Source organism: Mumia quercus, assembly GCF_025506335.1.
Classification (GTDB): domain Bacteria; phylum Actinomycetota; class Actinomycetes; order Propionibacteriales; family Nocardioidaceae; genus Mumia; species Mumia quercus.
In genome coordinates this window covers 420,344-438,674 of record NZ_JANZYO010000002.1, presented here as the reverse complement: position 1 = coordinate 438,674, position 18,331 = coordinate 420,344, and the positions used below count along the sequence as shown (strand labels likewise).

Below are 18,331 nucleotides of genomic sequence, written 5' to 3'. Positions count from 1 at the left end.
ATGGTGGCGGACGACTGGCCGAGGCTCGCGGTGTTCGTCATCGCCCTGCGCGACCCCCTGCCGCTCCCTCACGGGGCGACCTTCACCCGTGAGCTCGACGAGCGGATCGGTGTCCTCCGACCGACCGCCCTCCAGGTAGAGGACGATCCTCGGTCGGAGCGGGTCCCGGCCGGGACCGAAGCCCACCAGATTGTCTCACTGAAGATCTGGCAGCTACGCCAGGAGGGGACGGACGAGGACCGCGAGCTGATCAGGCGTGCGTTTGCCGTCCTCGAACATCTCACCGGCGAGCCGGCCGCGGTTCACTCGCCTGCCGGCCCACCCGCCGAGGAGGACTACCGCACGGTCGTCGAGGCGGTGACCTTCGTCGAGTCACCGGACGATGTCGCTGAGGAGCGCGCTCTCGACGACGTGCTCACCCGGTGTCTGCGCACGCTCTTCGACGTGGTCCGGGCCTACCGGCTGGTGGGTCAGACGCCGATCTCCGAGCTCACGTACGAGCGTGTCGTGCCGGTCGTGCCGTACCGCTGGCGAAAGCTCGCGCCGCCGGAGTTCCTCGGCTCGACGGGACTCGTCCTGCTCGACCACACCAATGTCACCACCCCCGCCCCGGACCCGTTGACCCCGGAGTCCCTGGAGGCGTGCCTTCAACAGCTGGAGCGCCTGCTGATCGGGAGCCCGTTCACGCTCTACGCCGAGCGCAGGCTCGAGTCCGCAATCGCCCACGAGCGCGACGGGATGTACGCCGAAAGCGTCATCCAGTCGGCGATCGCCGCCGAGGTGTTGCTAGACGGCGTGCTGGGCATGCTGGTGTGGGAGGAGCAGCGCCGCGAGGGCATCAGCGACGTCGCCACCGCCGCGCAGATCCTCTCCACGCCCCTCGCGAAGCGGATCCGGTCCGCGTACCACCCGCGGCTGGGAGGTACCTGGTCGCTCGCGGACGACGGGCCCCTCCGCAGGTGGTACGTGGACGTGGCGGGCCTGCGCAACCGCGTCGTCCACCGCGGTTACCGGCCGACGCGGTCGGAGTCTGCCGTGTCGAGAGGCACGCTCGTTACCCTCGAACAGTTCGTCTGCGACCGGTTGGCGGAGCGTTGCGCGGACTATCCCCGTACGGCGCTGGCGATTCTGGGCGCTGACGGGCTTCGCAGGCGAGAGCGGTGGAACAGCGACCGGTTCGACGTGATCGGTGCATTGCCTGACGAGCTTCGCGCGTACGTGGAGTGGCGGTCGGAGGTCGACGCGGAGGTGACCCTCCGCCGGACGGCGTGAGTCCGCTACCGCTGCACGGCTTCCTGACCGAGGCGGCCGTGCGTCCGGAGTGTCTCCAGCGCGGCGAGGGTGACGATGCCGCGCCACTCCACGCTCTGTCCCGGTGACCAGTGCAGGAAGTCGAAGTCCCAGCCGCCGTCCTCGCGCTGCTCGGCCGCCAGGGCGTCGAGCCCGGCCTCGATCAGGTCGTCGGAGAACAGCGCACGACTGGGCGCGTCGGGCGTCGGTGAGAGCTGGAGGGCGGTGATCTTCTCACCGTCGACCCCGCCAGGGACCGGGATGCTGCCGTCCGCGCGGAGGAGCGCTCGGAACCGGTCGAGGGCTTTGCCCACGCGTCTCGGCTCCGGCACGGCGTCGAGGAAGGTGAGGGCGAAGAAGGCCTCGTACCCGGTGAGCTCGCGGGTCTCGATCTGCTGCCAGCACCACTGCGTCGCCGGGGCGAGCCACGAGTGGTCGGTGCCGAGGCGCCACAGGTGCGCGGTGATGCGGTAGGTGAGGAAGCCGGAGTCGTTCGGCTCCATCCACGGGGCTCGGGGGTACGCCGACGCCGAAGGGAGGACGTGCGGCACGCTCCCGTCGGGCAGCGACACCGACTGGAGCCAGTCGGCGGTCTCCGTGACGAGCGGATCGCCGCTCGCGCCGATCTGCGCGAGCACGTCCAGCGCGGACATCGCGGCGGAGACCTGGCTGTCGGGACCTCGTAGGTCGGGTTCGAGGGCATGGCCCCACCCGCCGTCGGCATTGCGGTACGCGCGCAGCGCCCGCAGGACCGGCTCCGGGGGAGCGCCGTCGAGGATCGTGGAGGCGAGGTGCCGTTCCAGCAGGCGTGCGTCGTCGTACAGGAAGCGGCGTGCGGCGTCGAGGTCGATGGACATGCGGCACACGTTAGGCGGCGGTCAACCGCGCGTCTTCCAGGAATCGGACGGGCGCCAGGCCGGTGAGTCGGCGTACGTCGTCGGACATGTGCGACTGGCTCGCGTAGCCGGCCGCAGCGGCGCGCTCCGCAAGCGGCAGCGGGGTCGGGCGTGAGGACAGGGCGATGAGGCGCCGCAGGCGTGCGACGCGCGCGAGCACCTTCGGCCCGTGGCCGATCGCGGCGACCGTACGGCGGTGCAGCTGGCGCTCGCTGACCCCAAGATCGGCGGCCACCGCAGCGACCGGCGCGGAAGACCGGGCGAACCTGTGCGCCGCAGCAGCAACGAGATCGTCGCGTGCCGCCTGCCGCTGCGCGACGGACCGCATCAACAGACCGAGGCGGTCGGCCGGGTCCGCGGCAGCGAGCGCGTCGCTGAGGGCGGCGGCCCTGGTCGGCCACACGGACGACACCGGCACCCGCGCGTCGAGCACCTCCGAGGCGGGGATGCCGAGCACCGCTCCCGCGGCGCCCGGGCGGAGTCGGATGCCGCTGACGGGCTCGTCCGTACGCGTCGGTGCGAACACCACCGGACCGGTGTCCGCACCTACGACGAGAAGCTCGCCGTCGCGCCAGATGAGATCGAGGCAGCCGTCCGGGACGACCCGCTGCTCGCGTCCGTCCGAGGGGTGACTCTCCCAGAGGCATGCGACGAGCGGTGCCACGCCCGTCGGTGGTGCGAACTCGCGATACCGGCCCACCCCTGCACCGTACGACGCGGCACTGACGCGGGGTCTGACCTCCGCCGACGCTGTTCACGAGGCGGGCTCAGGAAGGCAGGGTGACCACGATGTTCCCGCCGACGTCACCGAACGTCATACGAATGGTGGTGCCGGAGCAACCTTCCGTATGACGTCCCGAGAGGGTCAGACATCCGCCGGGTTCTGGCGTGGCGCGCTCAGTCGGGATCGTCGGTGTCGTCGAATACGTCTGGCCAGTCATCGGTTGGGCGGGGGAACGCGCTCTCGCCGGACGCGAGCCGGCCGCGTCTCAGTGCGCCCGCGCGTTGACCTCGTACGAGGTGTTGATCGACTCGAAGAAGTTGACGAGCTGGAGGGTGTCGTTCGCGGTCGCCATCCACTTCGCCGGGTTCGACGCCCGGTAGTGGGGCTCGAAGCCGAGCTCCTCCAGCCGCCGGTCCGCGAGGTACCGGACGTACTGGTTGAGGTAGTCGGCGTTCAGCCCGAGGATGCCGCCCGGGAGCAGGTCGCGGTTGTACGCCTCCTCCATCGCCACGGCGTCGAGGATCATCTGCCGGATCTCGTCGGCGAACTCCGGCGTCGCGACGTCGGGGTTCTCGTCGAGCACGGTGAGGATCAGGTTGATGCCGAACTTCAGGTGCAGGCTCTCGTCGCGGACGATCCAGTCGATCAGCGAGCCGAAGTTGCGCAGCAGGTTCCGCTGCCGGAAGCTCAGCGCCACCATGAAGCCGGAGTAGAACCAGATGCCCTCGAGGATCACGTTGTACGCCACGAGGTTGCGGACGAAGTCGCGCTTGCCCTCGGTCGCGGTGATGTCGAGGGACTGCTCGGTCATCCGTCGGATGTAGCGGACCTCGAACTCCTCCTTCGCCGCCATCGACGGCACCTCGACGTGGGAGGCGTAGGCGGCCTCCCGGTCGATCGGGAAGGTCTCGAGAACGTACTCGAACGACATGCAGTGGTTGGCCTCCTCCCACATCTGCTTGGCGAGGTACAGGTGGCACTCGGCCGCGTTGACGTACGGGTAGACGCCGAAGGCGAGCGCCTTGTTGACGAGCAGCTCGTTGGGGTTGAAGTACGACATGAGGAACGTCAGCGCGTGGCGCTCCTCGTCGGTCATCCGCTCGAAGTCGGCGAGGTCCTCACCGAGCTGGACCTCGTTGGGGAACCACGTGTTGGCGACGGCCTGGTCGTACAGTTCCATCGCCCACGGGTACGTGACGGGCTTGAGCAGGAGGCCTTCCTCGATGCCGGTGCCGAGGATGCTCATGGGTGTCTCGCTTTCGTACGAAGGGTGGTTGGTCGAGTAGCCCGGAGCGCGAGCGGAGGGCGTATCGAGACCAGGTCGGGTCACTGGCAGGAGTCGCACTGGAGGCGCTCTTGGGGATCGACGGGGCAGGTGTCGGCGAGCGGGAGCGCCTCGATCGCGGGCGGCCGGGTCGCCGCGCCGAACCCGCGCCGCGCAGCGCCGGTCGCGGCCGGAGCGAGCGCCGCAGCCTTGTTCACCTTGACGGTGCTCTGCTCGGCGGTGTGCCGCGGCATCATGTGCAGGTAGTACGTGGTCTTCACGCCCATCCGCCACGCCGTGGCGTAGAGGTCCTCCATCGTCGATACCTGCCGGTCGGCGAGGTAGATGTTGCGGCTGATCGCCTGGTCGATCCATTTCTGTGCCCGTGCGGCCACGTGGAGGAACGCGTACGGGGACAGCTGGAAGGACGTCTTGTACGTCGCGACGAGGTCGGCCGGCACTCCATCGACGCGCGACAGGTCGCCCTGTGCGGCGAGCAGGTCGTGCCGCACCGCCTCCCACAGCCCGCGCTCGCGCAGGTCCTCGACGAGGTTGCGGTTGACCTCCAGGAACTTCCCCGAGCTGGTCGCGCGGCTGAAGATCTGGCTGAACTGCGGGTCGAGCCCGGGCGTCGTGCCGGCCACCAGACCGATCGAGGCCGTCGGGGCGATGGCCATCAGGGTGGAGTTGCGCATCCCGCCGGCGACCTTCGCCCGCAGGGTGTCCCAGTCGAGGCGGGTCGTGCGGTCGACCTCGACGGGGATACCGCGGTCGGCCTCGAGCAGGTCGAGCGAGTCGATCGGGACCATGCCCTGGCTCCAGCGCGAGCCGTCGAAGTTCGGGTACGCCCCGCGCTCGCGGGCGAGGTCGGCCGACGTGTCGATGGCGTGCCAGCTCACGAACTCCGTCAGCGCGTCGGCGAGCGCGTACGCGGTCTCCGACTCGTACGAGACGCCGAACCGCTCCACGACGTCGGTGAACCCCATGATCCCGAGCCCGAGCGCACGGTTGAGGGCGTTGGACGACTCCGACTCCGGCACCGACGAGACCGTGATGTCGATGAGGTTGTCGAGCTGGCGCACGGCCAGGCGTACGGACTCGGCGAGGCGCTCCCAGTCGATGCGCGCGTCCTCACGGCGGCCGGTGACGTGGCGCGCGAGGTTGATCGACGCGAGGTTGCAGACGGCCACGTTGTCGCGGTCCTGCGGCAGGGTGATCTCGGTGCACAGGTTCGAGAGGTGGATCGTGCCGGTGTTGTGGTTGAGGGCGCGGGTGTTGATCGTGTCCTTCCACGTCAGCCACGGGTGCGAGGTGGTCTGCAGCGTCACGAGGATCGCGCGCCACTGCTCCCTCGCACGGATCTTCTTGTACGTCCGCAGCTCGCCGCGCTCGGCCTTCGCGACGTACTCCGCGTACCGCCGCGAGAAGTCGGCGCCCGTGAGCTCGACGAGGTCGGCCACCTCGAGCGGGTCGAAGAGGTACCACGGCTCGTCGCGCTCGACGCGCTTCATGAACTCGTCGGAGATCCACACCGCCGTGTTGGCGGTGCGGGTGCGCCGGTAGGGGTCGCCGGAGTTCTGGCGCAGGTCGAGGAACGCCGGGAAGTCGAGGTGCCAGTTCTCCATGTAGAAGCACAGCGCCCCGAACTTCTTGCCGCCGCGGCTGATCGCCCGCAGCGTCGAGTCGATCGTGTGCATGAACGGGATCGGTCCGGTGGAGCGGGTGTTGTTCGACCGGATCGGCGAGCCCTCCGAGCGCAGCTTGGTCACCGACAGGCCGATGCCGCCGGTGCCCTTCGTGAGCCACATGACGTCACGCACCGACTTGGCGATGTGCTCGATGTCGTCGTCCATCTGCATGACGAAGCAGTTGGAGAGCTGCGCGTACGCGGTGCCGGCGTTGACGAGGGTCGATCCGGCGGCGAGGTACTCCAGCCGCGACATCTTGGCGTAGAACGCGAGCGCGGCCGCCGTCGGATCCTCCTCGTGGAGCGCGAGGCCCATCGAGACCCGCATCCAGAAGAACTGCGGCACCTCGAGCGGCGAGCCGTCGGGCTCGGTGAGCATGTAGCGGGTCCGCATCGTCTGCGCACCGATGTAGCGCAGCAGGTCGTCGCGGTCGGGGTCGAGCGCGGACCCGAGCGTCTCGAGGTCGAAGAGCTCGGTGAGGCGCGTGTCGAGCAGCCCGAGCTCCACGCCGCGTCGCACCGACGAGACGAACGCCGGACCGTGGAACGCGTACACCTCGTCGCGCGTCACGCCCTCGCCGAAGACCTTCTTGTAGAGCGACTTGATCAGCAGCCGGCATGCGATCGTGTCGAACGCCGGGTCGTCCTTGACGTTCTGCAGCGCGACGCCGATGACGGCCTCGTCGAGCTGCTCGCTGGTGATGCCGTCGAACAGCGTGATCTCCAGCTCCGCCTGCAGCTGGGTCGCTCGTGCGACGGCGTCGTCGAGGCCGGCGGCAGCCTCCTCGATCGATCGTGCGATCGCGTAGCCGTCGTACGGCTCGCGCGTACCGTCGCGTTTGATGACCTGGATCGTCATCGGTTCACCCCTCGTGAATCGCAGATGAGACGGTCTGCGACCACGGGGGAGGGGTGGGGCCGGTCCGTACGGGACGCGACCTGCCTTGAGCCCCAGACCTTCCCACGAGGTCGCGGACCCGTACGGCACGTCGGGCCGTACGGCGCTGGCAGGTCTTCGGACTCGTGGGCTCGGCCAGTCGTGCCACCTACTGCTCGTCGCTTCCCGGATCGGCCGATCCAGTGCTCATGACGAGGGTCGTTCCCACTTACCGCTGCGGGGCAGTCCCGGAGTCACACCGGGTTCCCTCTTGCGACGACCCGCCTGGATAACGGGTCGAACCAGCTGCGTGAGCCACCATATACGTAAATCACACGCTTGTCGTTCACTACATCTTGTGGTCGGCGTGTCGCAGGGCGTCAGGAGTGGCTCAGCGGCTGACGCGCTTGGTGTCGTGTGCCCACATGGCGATCTCGACGCGGTTGCGGGCGCCGAGTTTGGTCATCAGCGAGGCGACGTGGGTCTTGACCGTGCTCAGACCGACGAAGAGGTCGGTGGCGATCTCGGCGTTGGTCCGACCACGTGCCACCAGCGCGAGCACCTCCTCCTCGCGCTCGGTGAGCGGGTCTATCGGTTGGACCGGCGCTGGCGGTGACTGGTCGGCGAAGGTCGCCAGCAGGCGGCGGGTGACGTTGGGGGCGATCAGGGCATCTCCGTTCGCCGCCGCGTGGATGGCTTGCACGAGGAGCTCCGGCCCGGCGTCCTTGAGGAGGAAGCCGCGGGCTCCGGCACGCAGGGCGCCGAGGACGTACTCGTCGAGGTCGAAGGTGGTGATCACGACGACCGCCATCGGATCCGCCACGTCCGGCCCCGCCAGGCGCCGCGTCACCTCGACGCCGTCGAGCCCGGGCATCCGGATGTCGACGAGCAGGACGTCGGGTCGCAGCCGGGTCGCCAGGTCGAGCGCTGCGAGCCCGTCGGCGGCCTCCCCGACAACCTCGATGCCGGGTTGCGCGCCGAGGATCATGACCAGACCTGTCCGGACCAAGTCCTGGTCGTCCGCGACGACGACACGGATGCTCATGCCAGCGCCGCCACCGGCAGCACGGCCTCGACCACCCAGCCACCTTCGGGCGCCGGACCCGCGGAAAGCGAGCCGCCGAGGAGCTGTGCGCGTTCGGCCATGCCCAGCAGGCCGAACCCGGGCTCCGGGGCCGGTCCCGGCTCGATCTGTCCGTCGTCGCTGACACGCAGCCTGACGGCATCGCCTTCCCGGCGTACGTCGATCCCGACGCGGGTCGCGCTCCGGGCGTGCCGTACGGCGTTGGTCAGCGACTCCTGCGCGAGCCGGTAGAGCGCGGCGTCTACGGGCCGCGCCAGCCGGGTCAACCCACCGTCGAGCGAGACCTCGACGGTGGGTGTCGCGTCGGCGCGCGCTAGGGCAGGCAGGTCCGCGACACCTCGCTGCGGAGAGTAGGCGACGGCTTCGTCCTCGCGCAGCATCCGCACCATCGATCGCATCTCCGCCAGGGTGCGCGAAGCCTCAGACTCGATCGCGGCCAGGACCTCGGCAGCCTTCTCTGGATGCAGGCCGGCGACCACGCCACCGGCCTGCGCCTGCACCGCGATGGCCGACACGTGGTGGGCGACTGTGTCGTGCAGCTCGCGCGCGAGTGCCACCCGCTCCTGGTTGCGGATCTCGCGCTGTTGGCGGCGCCAGAGGTCCGCGCGGATGCGGAACACCGCCGCGAGGGCGATGACCAGCAACACGAGGACGGTCCCGCCGAAGACGTCGGCCCAGCCTGCCGAGGTGGCGTACATCCCCAGCGCGACGACGACGGTCACGAACGCCGTCCCCCAGACGATCTCGCGTCCTGACCCCCAGCGCACCAGGGAGTAGAGCAGGATCAGGACGGCCATCATGGCGTAGAGGTCGAGGTCGCCGGCGTCCGTAATCAGCTGGAGGATCGAGAGCAGCCCGGCGACGCCCCACCCGACCAGGGCGGCCAGCAGGGGGCGGTGCCGCCGCCAGAGCAGGGCCGGAATCAACACGAGGGCGAGCACCGTCACCAGGGGCCGCCAGGTCAGGTCCGACCGAACGATGCCCTCGACCAAGGCCGCGAACGCGAACACTCCCGCCAGCAGCCAGTCGAGACGACTGACGGGTGGGGCGTCTGCAGGCCGCGGCTCGTGCCAGAGGGAGCGCCAGGCAGTGACCACGGCCCCAGCCTAGGGATCGGCGCGCCTCGGCGTACCGGCCGAAAGGACGAGAGCCAGACCATGCCATCGGCCAGGGGGACTCCGGCCCCGAGACGGAGGTGCCCCGCCGCTGGGCTCCGCGAGCGTGGACCTGCCGATCCACACCACAACAAACGGAGCCCGCGATGAGCACACGTCAACCCGTCACCACCACGTGGGACGACCCGCCGATCCCGGTGAGAGCCAAGCTCGCCGCCGCGTGGACGAGCTTCATGTTCCTGTACGCGTACGTGGACATCCTTGGCTTCTTCACGCCCGGCATCGTCGAGGACATCCTCGACGGCAAGGTCTTCGAGTTCGACCTGTCTCAGACCTTCTCGACCACCGCGCTGACCCTCATGGCCGTCCCGATCTTCATGGTCGTGCTGTCGATGACGCTGCCCGCCCGGGCGAACCGCATCACGAACCTCATCGTGGCCGCGGTCTACGTCCCCGTCACGGCCTTCAACGTGGCGGGCGGGTTCTGGCTGTACTTCTACGGGCTCGGCGTCGTCCTGGAACTGCTTCTTCTCGCCTTCATCATCCGGTTGGCCTGGACCTGGCCCCGCACGGCACCGGCGACAACCATGACCGTCCGTGGAACGGTTCGCGACCCCGAGCAAGCGTGAGCCCAGGAGCAGTCTCGTCAGGGCGGGACGTACGACGGAGGCCAGGCATCAGCGTGATGCCTGGCTTTCGCGTCGGGCGCCACCAGCGGCGGACTCGAGCGCCGGCCGAGCTGGGAAGCGGAAGGGAGTTCTCGACGTCCAACGCGGCGAAGGGACGCAGGTCGGTCGTCCCGACTGAGGACCGCCAGCTAGAGCATCTGGCCCGCTGGTGGGCGGGCTGGCTGGAACACGCGGAGTCGCTCCCCACGCGAGGTGTAGCATGCGGTGCTACCGTGTGACCATGAGTGTTCAGCCCGAGATCAGCCAGCGCGATCTCCGGCTGCGTTCGAAGGAAATCATGGACTCCGTCGAGCGAGGCCAAGCCTTCACAGTCACCCGCGACGGCCACCAGATCGGTGAACTGATCCCGCTGCGACGTCGGCGTACGTTCGTTCCGCGAAGCGAGTTCCTGACCTCTGCCGGCACCGGCGCGGTCAATCCCCAGACGTTTCGCGATGATCTTGATGCCGTGATCGACGACGACGTCCACGATCCATATGGCGACTGACCGTCGAAGCGGCCTCGTCGACACGAACATCGTCATCCTGCGGGACCGGCTGTCGTCAGTCGAGCTTCCCGACGAGATCGCCATCAGCGCGGTGACGCTCGCGGAGCTGTCTGCGGGCCCGCACGCCGTCGTGGGCGACGATGCTCCGGCCCGCGCCGAGCGCGGCCGGCGAATGGCGATCCTTCAACGCGCAGAGAGCGAATTCGAACCGCTCCCCTTCGACGCGCCGGCAGCCCGGGTCCACGGCCAACTGACCGGAGCCGTCCCGGCGCTTGGGCGCACTCCGAGGCGCCGCCATGCCGACCTCCAGATCGCCGCCATCGCGGTTGCCAACGGGTTGCCGCTGTACACGACAAACCCTGATGACTTCGCCGGCTTGGAGGAATGGGTCGCAGTGGTCCCCGTGACGCGTCCACCGATCCTGTGAGTGGGGCCGCGGCGCCCCGTCTCTTGAGAACGGCGAGGTCACGAAGCAGTGCGTCACGGGCGCTCAGACGCCGGCGACGTAGGCGGTGAGGGAGTGGACGCCGTGGCGGTCGAGGTTGCCGCGGGCGCGGTCGTAGTGCTCGGTTGTGCGTGGGTCGGCGTGACGGGCCAGGATCTGCGCGTCTCGCAGCGGCACGCCGGCATCGAGGGCGTTGGTGATCGCGGCATGGCGCAGTGAGTGGGGGCTGATGTGGCGCGGGATGCCGGCGCTCTTCGCGATGCGCTGCACCATCCGGTAGGCGTCGCGTCGGTCGATCGGCTCCCGGACATCGGTCGCAGCACGAGCGGCATGGTGGCGGGCTTGTTGCCCTTGCCGACCAGGTGCAGCACCCGGTGACCGCGGAGGGTGTCGGCGTAGTCCTCGATCCGCACCGCGGCGGCTTCGGAGGCCCGCAGGGCGTTGATGCCGAGCAGGTAGGCCAGGGCACCGTGGTGGACGGTGATGGTTTGGGCGACTTGGAGGAATCGGATCAACTCGAGTCGGTCGAGACTTTGGGTGCGGGACTCGTCGCGATGGGCCTTGGGTAGCTGGGCGTACACGGCCGGGTCGGCAGGGATGGTGCCGTCGATGTGGGCGAACCTGAAGTACCCGCGTACGGCATGCATCGTCGTGTTCACCGACGAGTCCGCCAGGCCGACCTCGCCGAGCTGGCGAATGTAGAGCTCGATGTGGGCCCGCTCGATCCCGATCAGGGGGTCGAGCCCGTTGGTCTCGCACCAGGCGAACCATCGCCGGAGCTGGGCGGAGTAGAGGGTGTGGGCGCCGCCGGAGTAGCGGGCAAGGAAACGAGACTGCGGCGACTTGGGCCGGACTCATAGTCGCGGGCTGAAGGGGCAGAGTCGTCGAGCGGGCGGTCGTGCTGGACATGGTTCTCTCCCGCGGCGACCTGAAGTTGGGCCCGGTCGTGCTCGCCGCCAACGCGATGAGGCACCCGAGTTCGATGACGCTACGCCTCGATGTAGGCGCGTCCGATCGCGGCGGAATGACGCACTCATCGCGGCAGATCCGGGTAGGTGCCCTGTCGGGGCCCGGCACAATCCGGTCAAGACTCATTCGTCTCACCGTGCAGCGGCCGCGAAGCACTTGAACCCCCAACTTCGGCTGGGGCCTCAAGCGCCTTGCGAGTGAGCACCGTCAGGCGTCGGCGATCCGCGTTAGCGTGGATCGGATCGCGGCAGGACGCGGCGAGCCCGGGCTTCTACGTCGAGCCGACAGTCTTGGCCGACGTCGACAACGGTTCCGTCATCGCGCGAGGAGATCTTCGGCCCCGTCGGCGCGTTGATGGTCTTCGACACCCTCGAGGAGGCAGCTCAGCTTGCGCACGACTCGGAGTACGGGCTGGCCGCGCGACGATATGGACCAGCAACGTCAGCGCCGCCCACCGCCTTGCCGCGCCCAAGTACGCGCCGGCGCCGTCTGGATCAACGGCTGGGCCGCCACCGACCCCCGCGCTCCCGTGGAGTGGCATGAAGACCTCTGGCATCGGACGCGAACTCGGGTGGAGCGGCAATCTGGGGAACACCGAGGAGAATGTCGTCACGGTAGTTCCGTGAGCGACGGCGGCAGCAATGTGTCGGGTCTTCGTGAAATCGTGACGGTGTGCCCAACGAGTTCGCTGAGGGTCAGGTCCGTCTGGGATTCATCTATGACGGCATCGAGGACTCACCACACATTGCCGTCCAACTGGAGAGGACGCCCGGTGGTATCCGCATGTCATTGCCGTGGAACGGCGAGTACAACCCTGAACACCAACGGTGGTTCGTCCAGGCGCACTGGGGTGACGACCCTGAGCAAGTGCGCTACCGCTACGAAGTGCCACCCCAAATCGCCTTTGTCGACCCAGATGGTCCTGTGGCGCTCGTGGGATGCCGTGCGAGCGGCCACCGGAGCAATCTCGGGTTCAACGTCGGCATCGGCTACGCGTCGATCCGGTTCGCCGTTCTTGGCGCCCAGGACGCGAGCGCCTACGAACACCTCAACGGACTTCGCTCTGAGGTCGAAGGGCTCGGCACCTGGGTAGGCCTAAGAAGCCTCAGCACCGATAGAGAGCTCGACGAAGACGGCCGGCTGGCGACCGCAGTCCTACGGCTCCGTGCTCCAAACGCAGTACGGGTCGGGACGAATCCGCGCTTAGAGATCCGCCCGTCGTACAGGTTCGGACCAGGCGAGCATCCCGACGAGACCGTGATCGCCGAGAGGATGTTCGTGCAGACGACCGCACGAACGGCGACCGAGTGGGACGTTCACTTGAACCGTCACTTCGCCATCCGAGACGTCGTGCGGCTGGCGTCCTGGCAACGCCTCAACTTCGTCACCCACGAAGCTATGCGAAGCGACGACGGACTCCGCACCCTCGACGGGAAGACTCACGGGATCGAGTGGCGAACGGTCGAGACCGCCCTGACCGGACAGACAGGCGTACCGACCAAGGTCCGTCATTTCGACTTCACCTTTCACTACGACGACGTCTCCCAAGCGGGTCTCGGCCGGTGGCTCAAACTCCACATGGACGAGGCGCGCGTCCTCCAACCAATTCTCAAGCTCCTCGAGCTCGAGGGCGCCAGCCTCGAGATTCACGTTGCCCAGCTCGGGATGGGACTCGAGGCGCTCGGCTACAAGTTGGCCCTTGAGGCCGGCGTGAGCCGCCGGGCCGCCAAGGACGAGCCGCTGGCTGTCCGTCTGGCCCGCCTCCGTGACCAGGTGAAGACCTACCTTCCGTTCGACACCTCCGACTGGCCGGAGGAGATCGCCAACGCCTACAACTCGGTGAAGCACGCCAACCGAACGCTCCCGCCTACCGGAGAACTCTTGTACGCGTACCGCATCGGCATCCAACTCTTTCGAGCTTGGACGATGACTGTCCTCGGGGTCTCATCGACCAGGGCGAGAACACGGCTGGAGCAGGACCAAGTAGGTCGGCAGATCGCGCACGCCGCTGCGCAGCGTGGCGAACGTCCCCCTAAAGAAACCGAGGAATGACAGTGCAGGACCCGACGACGTTCTCGGCAACACTGGCTCAGTCGTCCGCGGCGATCGTTGCCATCGTCGGCGGATTCCTCGTCAGCAGGCTGGTGGCTCTGTCGAGCGAGCGAGAGCGGTGCGCCGACAGTTGGCCCGGAGCGGCGACGAACTGGCCCACGTCGAGGCCGCCTACCGGGAGGCGCACGACTACCGGCTCGCAAACAGCATGGACGACTTCCGAGACTGGGTTCTTGACGACATCGTTGCCGCCGCCAGCGATGTCGAGCGCGCCGTGCTGCTAGCGGACAACATCCCGAGGGGCAGCTCCGAGGATGAGATGGCGCCGTACCTGGATGAGCTCATTGAGAAGGTGCGGGGCGCGGACCACCTAGCTCGACAGTTCATCAGGCCCGAAGACGACACTTATCTGTCGATGGCGGACTTGGAAGAGCGCGGACTCACCGTGACGCGAGGAGACCGCGAGATCTTCGACAAGGTCGTGGACCGAATCGCCGAGTGTGAGCTGCCCGAACGGCAGACCGGGAATCCGTTCGGGCGCTCCGGACCGACGATCCGGCCGTCGGCTCTCGTCAGCGGCAGCGGGCACAGCACCGCCATGCGACGCCTGGACGAGTCCATCAAGGAGGAACAGGATCTCGAGGCGCGATGGACGCTCATTTCCGCCGAGGTTCGGCGCCTCACGAACGAGCTCGAGTTCATCGGGCGTCCCAGCGGGGTCAGCGCTGCCGTCTTTATTCTGGCTGCGTACTCGCTCGCCGGCATCGTGGTGCCCGTCGTCGCGCTGGTCGTACAGCCCGAGGACCTTGCAATGTGCTGGGTCTGGATCCTCTTCGGTGCGTTCGTCGTCGGGCTGTTCGCCGTTCTCGGATACATCCTCTGGTACGCACGCACCCTGGACGACCCGGTCCCGACCAACGAGGATCTGCTCGTGACCTAGGTGTGTTCCTTGAGGTTGCCGGCACGGCGTTCCCTCATCGCGGCGGATCGACGCGCTCATTTGCGCCACGAATCGCGGGATCGCCGGGCGTCACCTGGCCGGTCGCAGTATTCACGCCCCGCGTGACCGCGCGCCGATTGACTCGGACGCCCACCTGGGCGCTCATCATCACCGAAGCCGCTATGGGGTCTGACCCTGATCATCTTCGCGGCGTTGAATGCAGCCGACATTGATGGGGCCAGCGACGGACTGCTCGCCGTCGGAATGGGAACGGTAGGCGGGCTTGCAGTCGGTCTGGCGGCGGGCATGAGCAGACACCTCCTGTCGACACGTGCTGGCGTCGACAAGACTGCCTGACAACCGCTCAGCGGGCTGAGGGTGCGTTTCGATGTTCACCGATACGCGGCGGATCGACGCGTCGCGCGACCGCGGAATGCGGCATGACCGGTCGGTTCCCGGTCCCGAGGCGTCGCCCCTTTACTGTCAGCACATGGACTTCACCAGAGATGAGTTGGTCTGGATCAACAACGCTCTGAGCGAGGTCCTGACCGGAGGACCAGCCATTGAGAAGTTCCACACTCGAATCGGCGGCGACCGGGAAGAGGTGAGGGCCCTCCTAGGGCGGGTGCATGACGAGGTCTCTGCCCTCCGCCGGGCCGACCCGGAGTGGTAGTCCGCAGCGCACTCATCGGCATTGAGAGTGCGTCTCCGTGCGCATGGACCGCGGTGGTTCGAGGTGGCCGCTTTCGCGGCGCAATGACGCACCTGTGGCGTCCGTGGGGTTGAGCGGGACGCTAAGCGCGTGTACGCTGTGTACACGCCCTTCAAGCAGGAGACACCAATGGCTACCGCGAGTGTTAACTACGGCAGCGTCCGAGAGGCGCGCGATCACTTTAAAGACCTACTCGACGCCGCCGACGAGGGGCGTCCGGCTACGGTCACCCGCGACGAGCGACGAGTCGCCGCGGTCGACGCCGACCGGCTTGTGTACTTCCTGACCCGTCTCCATCCCTCTGGCGTCCAGGCTGTCGCCGATGGCGATGGCTGGAGCCTCTTCCTTCCCGGGGTGCCGGTTGCGGCGGATGGCGCCACCATCGAGGAAGCCGTCGAGGAGATGGTCGACGCCCTGCGCGACTATGCCGAGGCTTGGACCGAGCGGCTTCGGCTCGCCCCAAACCACGAGGACAACTGGGGACTGGTGCAAGTTGTCACGCTGGCGTCCGACGATCAACTGCGCAACTGGCTGCTAGCCGTCTGACGGCCCGTGCCCGAGAAGCGACCCCCGGCTACGCGGACAGATCACGAGACCTTCTGCACCACCGAGGGCTGGACCGAGCGTAAGCGCGCCACTGGCAAGCGCGGCACTCATCACGTCAACTACGAATTGCCGCTGCCGGACGGCCGGATCCTCTACACACGGATCAGCCACCCGGTCGACCGGACCGATTACGGGCCAAGTATCTGGTCGCACATCCTGCGGGACCAACTGGAAGTCACAGCTGACGAGTTCTGGGACTGCGTCAGCAACCAGGTATCACCGGACCGGGGACTGGCGCAGCCAGTCGCTGAGGCAATACCGGTTGGCGTGATCCGCACGTTGACCCAGGAAGCCCACATCCCAGAGGCCGAGGTGCGCGCCATGACGAAAGCAGAGGCTATCGCTCGAATGACCCACTTCTACACAACTGGGAAGTGACGTCGCCTGCCGCCTGCTCGCGTCGAGCAACACGATCAGCATGATCACGAACGGGAAGATCACCAACTGAGTCGGGGCAACCGTGCTACTGGTCAACGTCGCAACGAGAGTCGGATGCGGCGCATTGACGCACGCCGATGGCTGGGCCTCTCGCTGAGCCGCCGTGCGGGTCGCCGCATTCGCTGCGGCATGATCTGCCCATGGCGGTGCTCAACTATGTCTGGTTCTGGCCAAACGGTGGCCCGGTCGGGCAGCCTTGGGGCGACGGCGGGAACGAAACGGAAGACGCGTTCGCGCGCACGTCGCGCCGAGTCACAGAGCGATACAGCGAAGCGATGGGCAGCTTCGACATCCAGGCTCGGCGTTCGGCAGTTCAGATGTTCGTCAGTCCCGCGGATACGGCCTCGTCGGTCGTCGTCGATGTCCACCTCGCCCCTGTTGGTGAGGAGACCGTGCGCGCGCACGTCCCGACGCAGGTCGCCACCTTCTCCTCGCAGGATCGGGCGCGTGTTGTACTGGAGGTCGTCGATGTGTCCATGCGCGCTATCGGCGCCGCACGTGGGTGGCCCGTGCAGGCCCTGGAGCAGGCACGGCGGCACGTCCTGGACCACCACATGGGCTTCGAGATGACCGGTGCATGGAAGATGAACCGGGCTCGGCGACTACGAGCTCGTCCGGTCGCTCGAGTCGCCGATGATGGGTGGAGCGAACTCTGTTTCGAGGTGGCGCCTGCACGCGCTGAGGGTTCGCTGGGATTCACGCAGGCGCTGAAGTCTCCGTTGAACTCACTTCCCAAGTTCAAGCGCTGCGCAGCGACCGAGTTCCGGTGGGCGAGCGAATCGACTATCGAGCGCCCCGATGACTGGCAGCCGCGCTACGGGAAGGCGTGGGGACCGGTCGAGGTGTTCGAGACCAGCAATCTGCACGCGTGGCCGATCAAACTGGACCCAGTTCCGGCCCACTCGCCCCTGGAGGTCGAGCTGCGGTCTCGCTAGTCCCCGCACAGCGGCTTCGGCGGAGTGCCCGGTAGGCGGCGGAAAGACACACCGTCGCTGCACGCGCCGCTGACGGGATGGATGATGCCCCGTGCTGCCGTCGCTTCGTCACTTAGCCCGCAACTGTCGGTGACTCGATCTAGCCTGTGACGCGTGACCGACACTTTGCTCCGCTCGCTTCGTGAACGCATGCTCGACGAGTCCGAACCGCTGGCCGGGCTGCTCCGGAAGTGCCTGCTCCTCGGCGCTGAGACGGGTTCCGTGGCGTTGCGCGACTGGGCACGTAAGGAACTCAATGGCTACGGCGACGAAGACGAGGTGCCGGAGTATCGGCAAGTCTCTGGAGTGCCGATCTCGATGGACTCGATCAGCGGCAACACCTGGGCGACAGGCCAGACGATCAGCCGATTCCAGTTGCCTCGCGAGGCGTGGGAGTACGTCCCGGAGACCATGTCCTTCAGGCAGCCCGTCGAGGAACTCGAGCAAATGGCGGGAACGAAGTCTCTTTCCTTCAGTTCGCCAGGGTTGTCCATGGCACAGACGATCTGGAACGGGAAACTCGGTCCGTTCCAGAGCATCAATGGCCTTTCGTACACGATGACGGGCTCAGTCGTCGCCGGCATGGTCGGCCAGATCCGCACCCAGTTGGTCGACATCATCGCGGATCTCACGGCCGACACGCCGATGTCAGAACTACCGTCCAAGGTTCAGGTGGATACCGCCGTCAGCGAGCACATCGGCGCCAGCACGGTCTACAACACCACAATCAACTCTGCCAGCGGCCCCTTCGCGATTGGCACCGAGGCAGAGGCGAGGACCGAGGGATTGAATGTCGAGGATGTACTGCGGCTACTCGACGCCGTTCAAGAAGCAGCTTCGAGCGATGTCAAGGAAGCGGACCGGGAAGAGGTCCTGAAGGCGGTAGCTGATCTCCGGGTCGCGCTTGCGAAGGAGAAACCCGACACCGGCGATGTTGTGAAGAAGGCCGGGAAGCTGCGATCACTGGGAGTCCGGGCCGGTGGGACGGCGATACTGGCCGCGACCGAGGGAGCGGCTTCGGCACTCATCGAGATGGCGATGAACGGAGCTTTTGGCTGAGGTTGGCTCAGGACGTGTGCCGT

At 67.5% G+C, this 18,331-nt stretch carries 18 protein-coding genes, 2 pseudogenes and 1 riboswitch; of the genes and pseudogenes, 12 read left to right on the top strand and 8 right to left on the bottom strand.

Annotated elements, in window-relative coordinates:
* Complete coding sequence (locus NYZ95_RS05435) at nucleotides 1-1,272, top strand: hypothetical protein (RefSeq protein WP_262849500.1); 1,272 nt, start codon at nucleotides 1-3, stop codon at nucleotides 1,270-1,272.
* A 5-nt stretch (nucleotides 1,273-1,277) separates the two neighbouring features.
* Here NYZ95_RS05435 and NYZ95_RS05430 read toward each other — a convergent pair whose 3' ends face one another.
* The 6 genes from NYZ95_RS05430 to NYZ95_RS05405 form a co-directional block, all read right to left on the bottom strand.
* The gene (locus tag NYZ95_RS05430) at nucleotides 1,278-2,147 is read right to left on the bottom strand and encodes a prenyltransferase/squalene oxidase repeat-containing protein (protein ID WP_262849497.1); all 870 of its coding nucleotides are present in this window, start codon (nucleotides 2,145-2,147) and stop codon (nucleotides 1,278-1,280) included.
* Between the two features lie 10 nt (nucleotides 2,148-2,157).
* On the bottom strand, nucleotides 2,158-2,886 hold the full coding sequence (locus NYZ95_RS20315; RefSeq protein WP_262849495.1) for an AraC family transcriptional regulator: 729 nt from the start codon (nucleotides 2,884-2,886) through the stop codon (nucleotides 2,158-2,160).
* A 289-nt stretch (nucleotides 2,887-3,175) separates the two neighbouring features.
* Entirely contained in the window at nucleotides 3,176-4,156 is a 981-nt protein-coding gene (locus tag NYZ95_RS05420; RefSeq protein WP_262849493.1) for a ribonucleotide-diphosphate reductase subunit beta, read from the bottom strand.
* An 80-nt stretch (nucleotides 4,157-4,236) separates the two neighbouring features.
* Entirely contained in the window at nucleotides 4,237-6,720 is a 2,484-nt protein-coding gene (locus NYZ95_RS05415) for a ribonucleoside-diphosphate reductase subunit alpha (RefSeq protein ID WP_262849491.1), read from the bottom strand.
* Between the two features lie 130 nt (nucleotides 6,721-6,850).
* Nucleotides 6,851-7,060, bottom strand: a riboswitch (cobalamin riboswitch).
* 69 nt (nucleotides 7,061-7,129) lie between these two features.
* Nucleotides 7,130-7,783 (bottom strand): response regulator, encoded by a 654-nt coding sequence (locus tag NYZ95_RS05410; protein WP_262849489.1) that lies wholly within the window; start codon nucleotides 7,781-7,783, stop codon nucleotides 7,130-7,132.
* A complete protein-coding gene (locus NYZ95_RS05405) occupies nucleotides 7,780-8,919 on the bottom strand; it encodes a sensor histidine kinase (RefSeq protein WP_262849487.1) in 1,140 nt (379 codons plus the stop codon). Before NYZ95_RS05405 ends, NYZ95_RS05410 begins: the two co-directional genes overlap by 4 nt.
* 164 nt (nucleotides 8,920-9,083) lie before the next feature.
* Between NYZ95_RS05405 and NYZ95_RS05400 the strand changes: the two genes are divergently transcribed.
* From NYZ95_RS05400 to NYZ95_RS05390, 3 genes are all read left to right on the top strand, one after another.
* Nucleotides 9,084-9,566, top strand: a complete 483-nt coding sequence (locus NYZ95_RS05400; protein WP_262849484.1) for a DUF6326 family protein — start codon at nucleotides 9,084-9,086, stop codon at nucleotides 9,564-9,566.
* A gap of 280 nt (nucleotides 9,567-9,846) precedes the next feature.
* Complete coding sequence (locus tag NYZ95_RS05395; RefSeq protein WP_262849482.1) at nucleotides 9,847-10,113, top strand: type II toxin-antitoxin system Phd/YefM family antitoxin; 267 nt, start codon at nucleotides 9,847-9,849, stop codon at nucleotides 10,111-10,113.
* A complete protein-coding gene (locus NYZ95_RS05390) occupies nucleotides 10,103-10,540 on the top strand; it encodes a type II toxin-antitoxin system VapC family toxin (RefSeq protein ID WP_262849480.1) in 438 nt (145 codons plus the stop codon). Before NYZ95_RS05395 ends, NYZ95_RS05390 begins: the two co-directional genes overlap by 11 nt.
* Nucleotides 10,541-10,603: 63 nt before the next feature.
* Here the strand turns inward: NYZ95_RS05390 and NYZ95_RS20540 are convergent, their stop codons facing one another.
* Together NYZ95_RS20540 and NYZ95_RS20535 are read right to left on the bottom strand one after the other, a co-directional pair.
* Entirely contained in the window at nucleotides 10,604-10,855 is a 252-nt protein-coding gene (locus NYZ95_RS20540; RefSeq protein WP_372500454.1) for a tyrosine-type recombinase/integrase, read from the bottom strand.
* Between the two features lie 329 nt (nucleotides 10,856-11,184).
* A pseudogene (locus NYZ95_RS20535) lies at nucleotides 11,185-11,337 on the bottom strand (tyrosine-type recombinase/integrase); the annotation flags it as partial.
* Nucleotides 11,338-11,854: 517 nt separating this feature from the next.
* Between NYZ95_RS20535 and NYZ95_RS20530 the strand changes: the two are divergent.
* The 8 genes and pseudogenes from NYZ95_RS20530 to NYZ95_RS05350 all read left to right on the top strand — a co-directional run.
* Nucleotides 11,855-12,070 (top strand): annotated as a pseudogene (locus NYZ95_RS20530) (aldehyde dehydrogenase family protein); the annotation flags it as partial.
* Between the two features lie 129 nt (nucleotides 12,071-12,199).
* Nucleotides 12,200-13,579 carry an ApeA N-terminal domain 1-containing protein gene (locus NYZ95_RS05380; RefSeq protein ID WP_262849475.1) on the top strand — a complete coding sequence of 460 codons (1,380 nt, stop codon included), beginning with the start codon at nucleotides 12,200-12,202 and terminating at the stop codon, nucleotides 13,577-13,579.
* A gap of 118 nt (nucleotides 13,580-13,697) precedes the next feature.
* A complete protein-coding gene (locus tag NYZ95_RS05375; RefSeq protein WP_262849472.1) occupies nucleotides 13,698-14,519 on the top strand; it encodes a hypothetical protein in 822 nt (273 codons plus the stop codon).
* 388 nt (nucleotides 14,520-14,907) lie between these two features.
* The gene (locus NYZ95_RS05370) at nucleotides 14,908-15,192 is read left to right on the top strand and encodes a hypothetical protein (protein ID WP_262849470.1); all 285 of its coding nucleotides are present in this window, start codon (nucleotides 14,908-14,910) and stop codon (nucleotides 15,190-15,192) included.
* A 129-nt stretch (nucleotides 15,193-15,321) separates the two neighbouring features.
* Nucleotides 15,322-15,777: a RelB antitoxin-like protein gene (locus tag NYZ95_RS05365; RefSeq protein ID WP_262849468.1), complete on the top strand. Its 456-nt coding sequence runs from the start codon at nucleotides 15,322-15,324 to the stop codon at nucleotides 15,775-15,777.
* Nucleotides 15,778-15,783: 6 nt separating this feature from the next.
* The gene (locus NYZ95_RS05360; RefSeq protein ID WP_262849466.1) at nucleotides 15,784-16,215 is read left to right on the top strand and encodes a hypothetical protein; all 432 of its coding nucleotides are present in this window, start codon (nucleotides 15,784-15,786) and stop codon (nucleotides 16,213-16,215) included.
* A gap of 200 nt (nucleotides 16,216-16,415) precedes the next feature.
* Entirely contained in the window at nucleotides 16,416-17,210 is a 795-nt protein-coding gene (locus tag NYZ95_RS05355; protein WP_262849464.1) for a hypothetical protein, read from the top strand.
* 153 nt (nucleotides 17,211-17,363) lie between these two features.
* Entirely contained in the window at nucleotides 17,364-18,308 is a 945-nt protein-coding gene (locus NYZ95_RS05350; RefSeq protein WP_262849461.1) for an AbiTii domain-containing protein, read from the top strand.
* Nucleotides 18,309-18,331 lie beyond the last annotated feature (23 nt).

Bases quoted from the DNA above. Each gene is read 5' to 3' on its own strand.
- NYZ95_RS05435 (WP_262849500.1), top strand. From the start codon at position 1: ATGGTGGCGGACGACTGGCCGAGGCTCGCGGTGTTCGTCATCGCCCTG.
- NYZ95_RS05430 (WP_262849497.1), bottom strand. From the start codon at position 2,147: ATGTCCATCGACCTCGACGCCGCACGCCGCTTCCTGTACGACGACGCA.
- NYZ95_RS05420 (WP_262849493.1), bottom strand. From the start codon at position 4,156: ATGAGCATCCTCGGCACCGGCATCGAGGAAGGCCTCCTGCTCAAGCCC.
- NYZ95_RS05415 (WP_262849491.1), bottom strand. From the start codon at position 6,720: ATGACGATCCAGGTCATCAAACGCGACGGTACGCGCGAGCCGTACGAC.
- NYZ95_RS05410 (WP_262849489.1), bottom strand. From the start codon at position 7,783: ATGAGCATCCGTGTCGTCGTCGCGGACGACCAGGACTTGGTCCGGACA.
- NYZ95_RS05400 (WP_262849484.1), top strand. From the start codon at position 9,084: ATGAGCACACGTCAACCCGTCACCACCACGTGGGACGACCCGCCGATC.
- NYZ95_RS05395 (WP_262849482.1), top strand. From the start codon at position 9,847: ATGAGTGTTCAGCCCGAGATCAGCCAGCGCGATCTCCGGCTGCGTTCG.
- NYZ95_RS05390 (WP_262849480.1), top strand. From the start codon at position 10,103: ATGGCGACTGACCGTCGAAGCGGCCTCGTCGACACGAACATCGTCATC.
- NYZ95_RS05370 (WP_262849470.1), top strand. From the start codon at position 14,908: ATGTTCACCGATACGCGGCGGATCGACGCGTCGCGCGACCGCGGAATG.
- NYZ95_RS05355 (WP_262849464.1), top strand. From the start codon at position 16,416: ATGGCGGTGCTCAACTATGTCTGGTTCTGGCCAAACGGTGGCCCGGTC.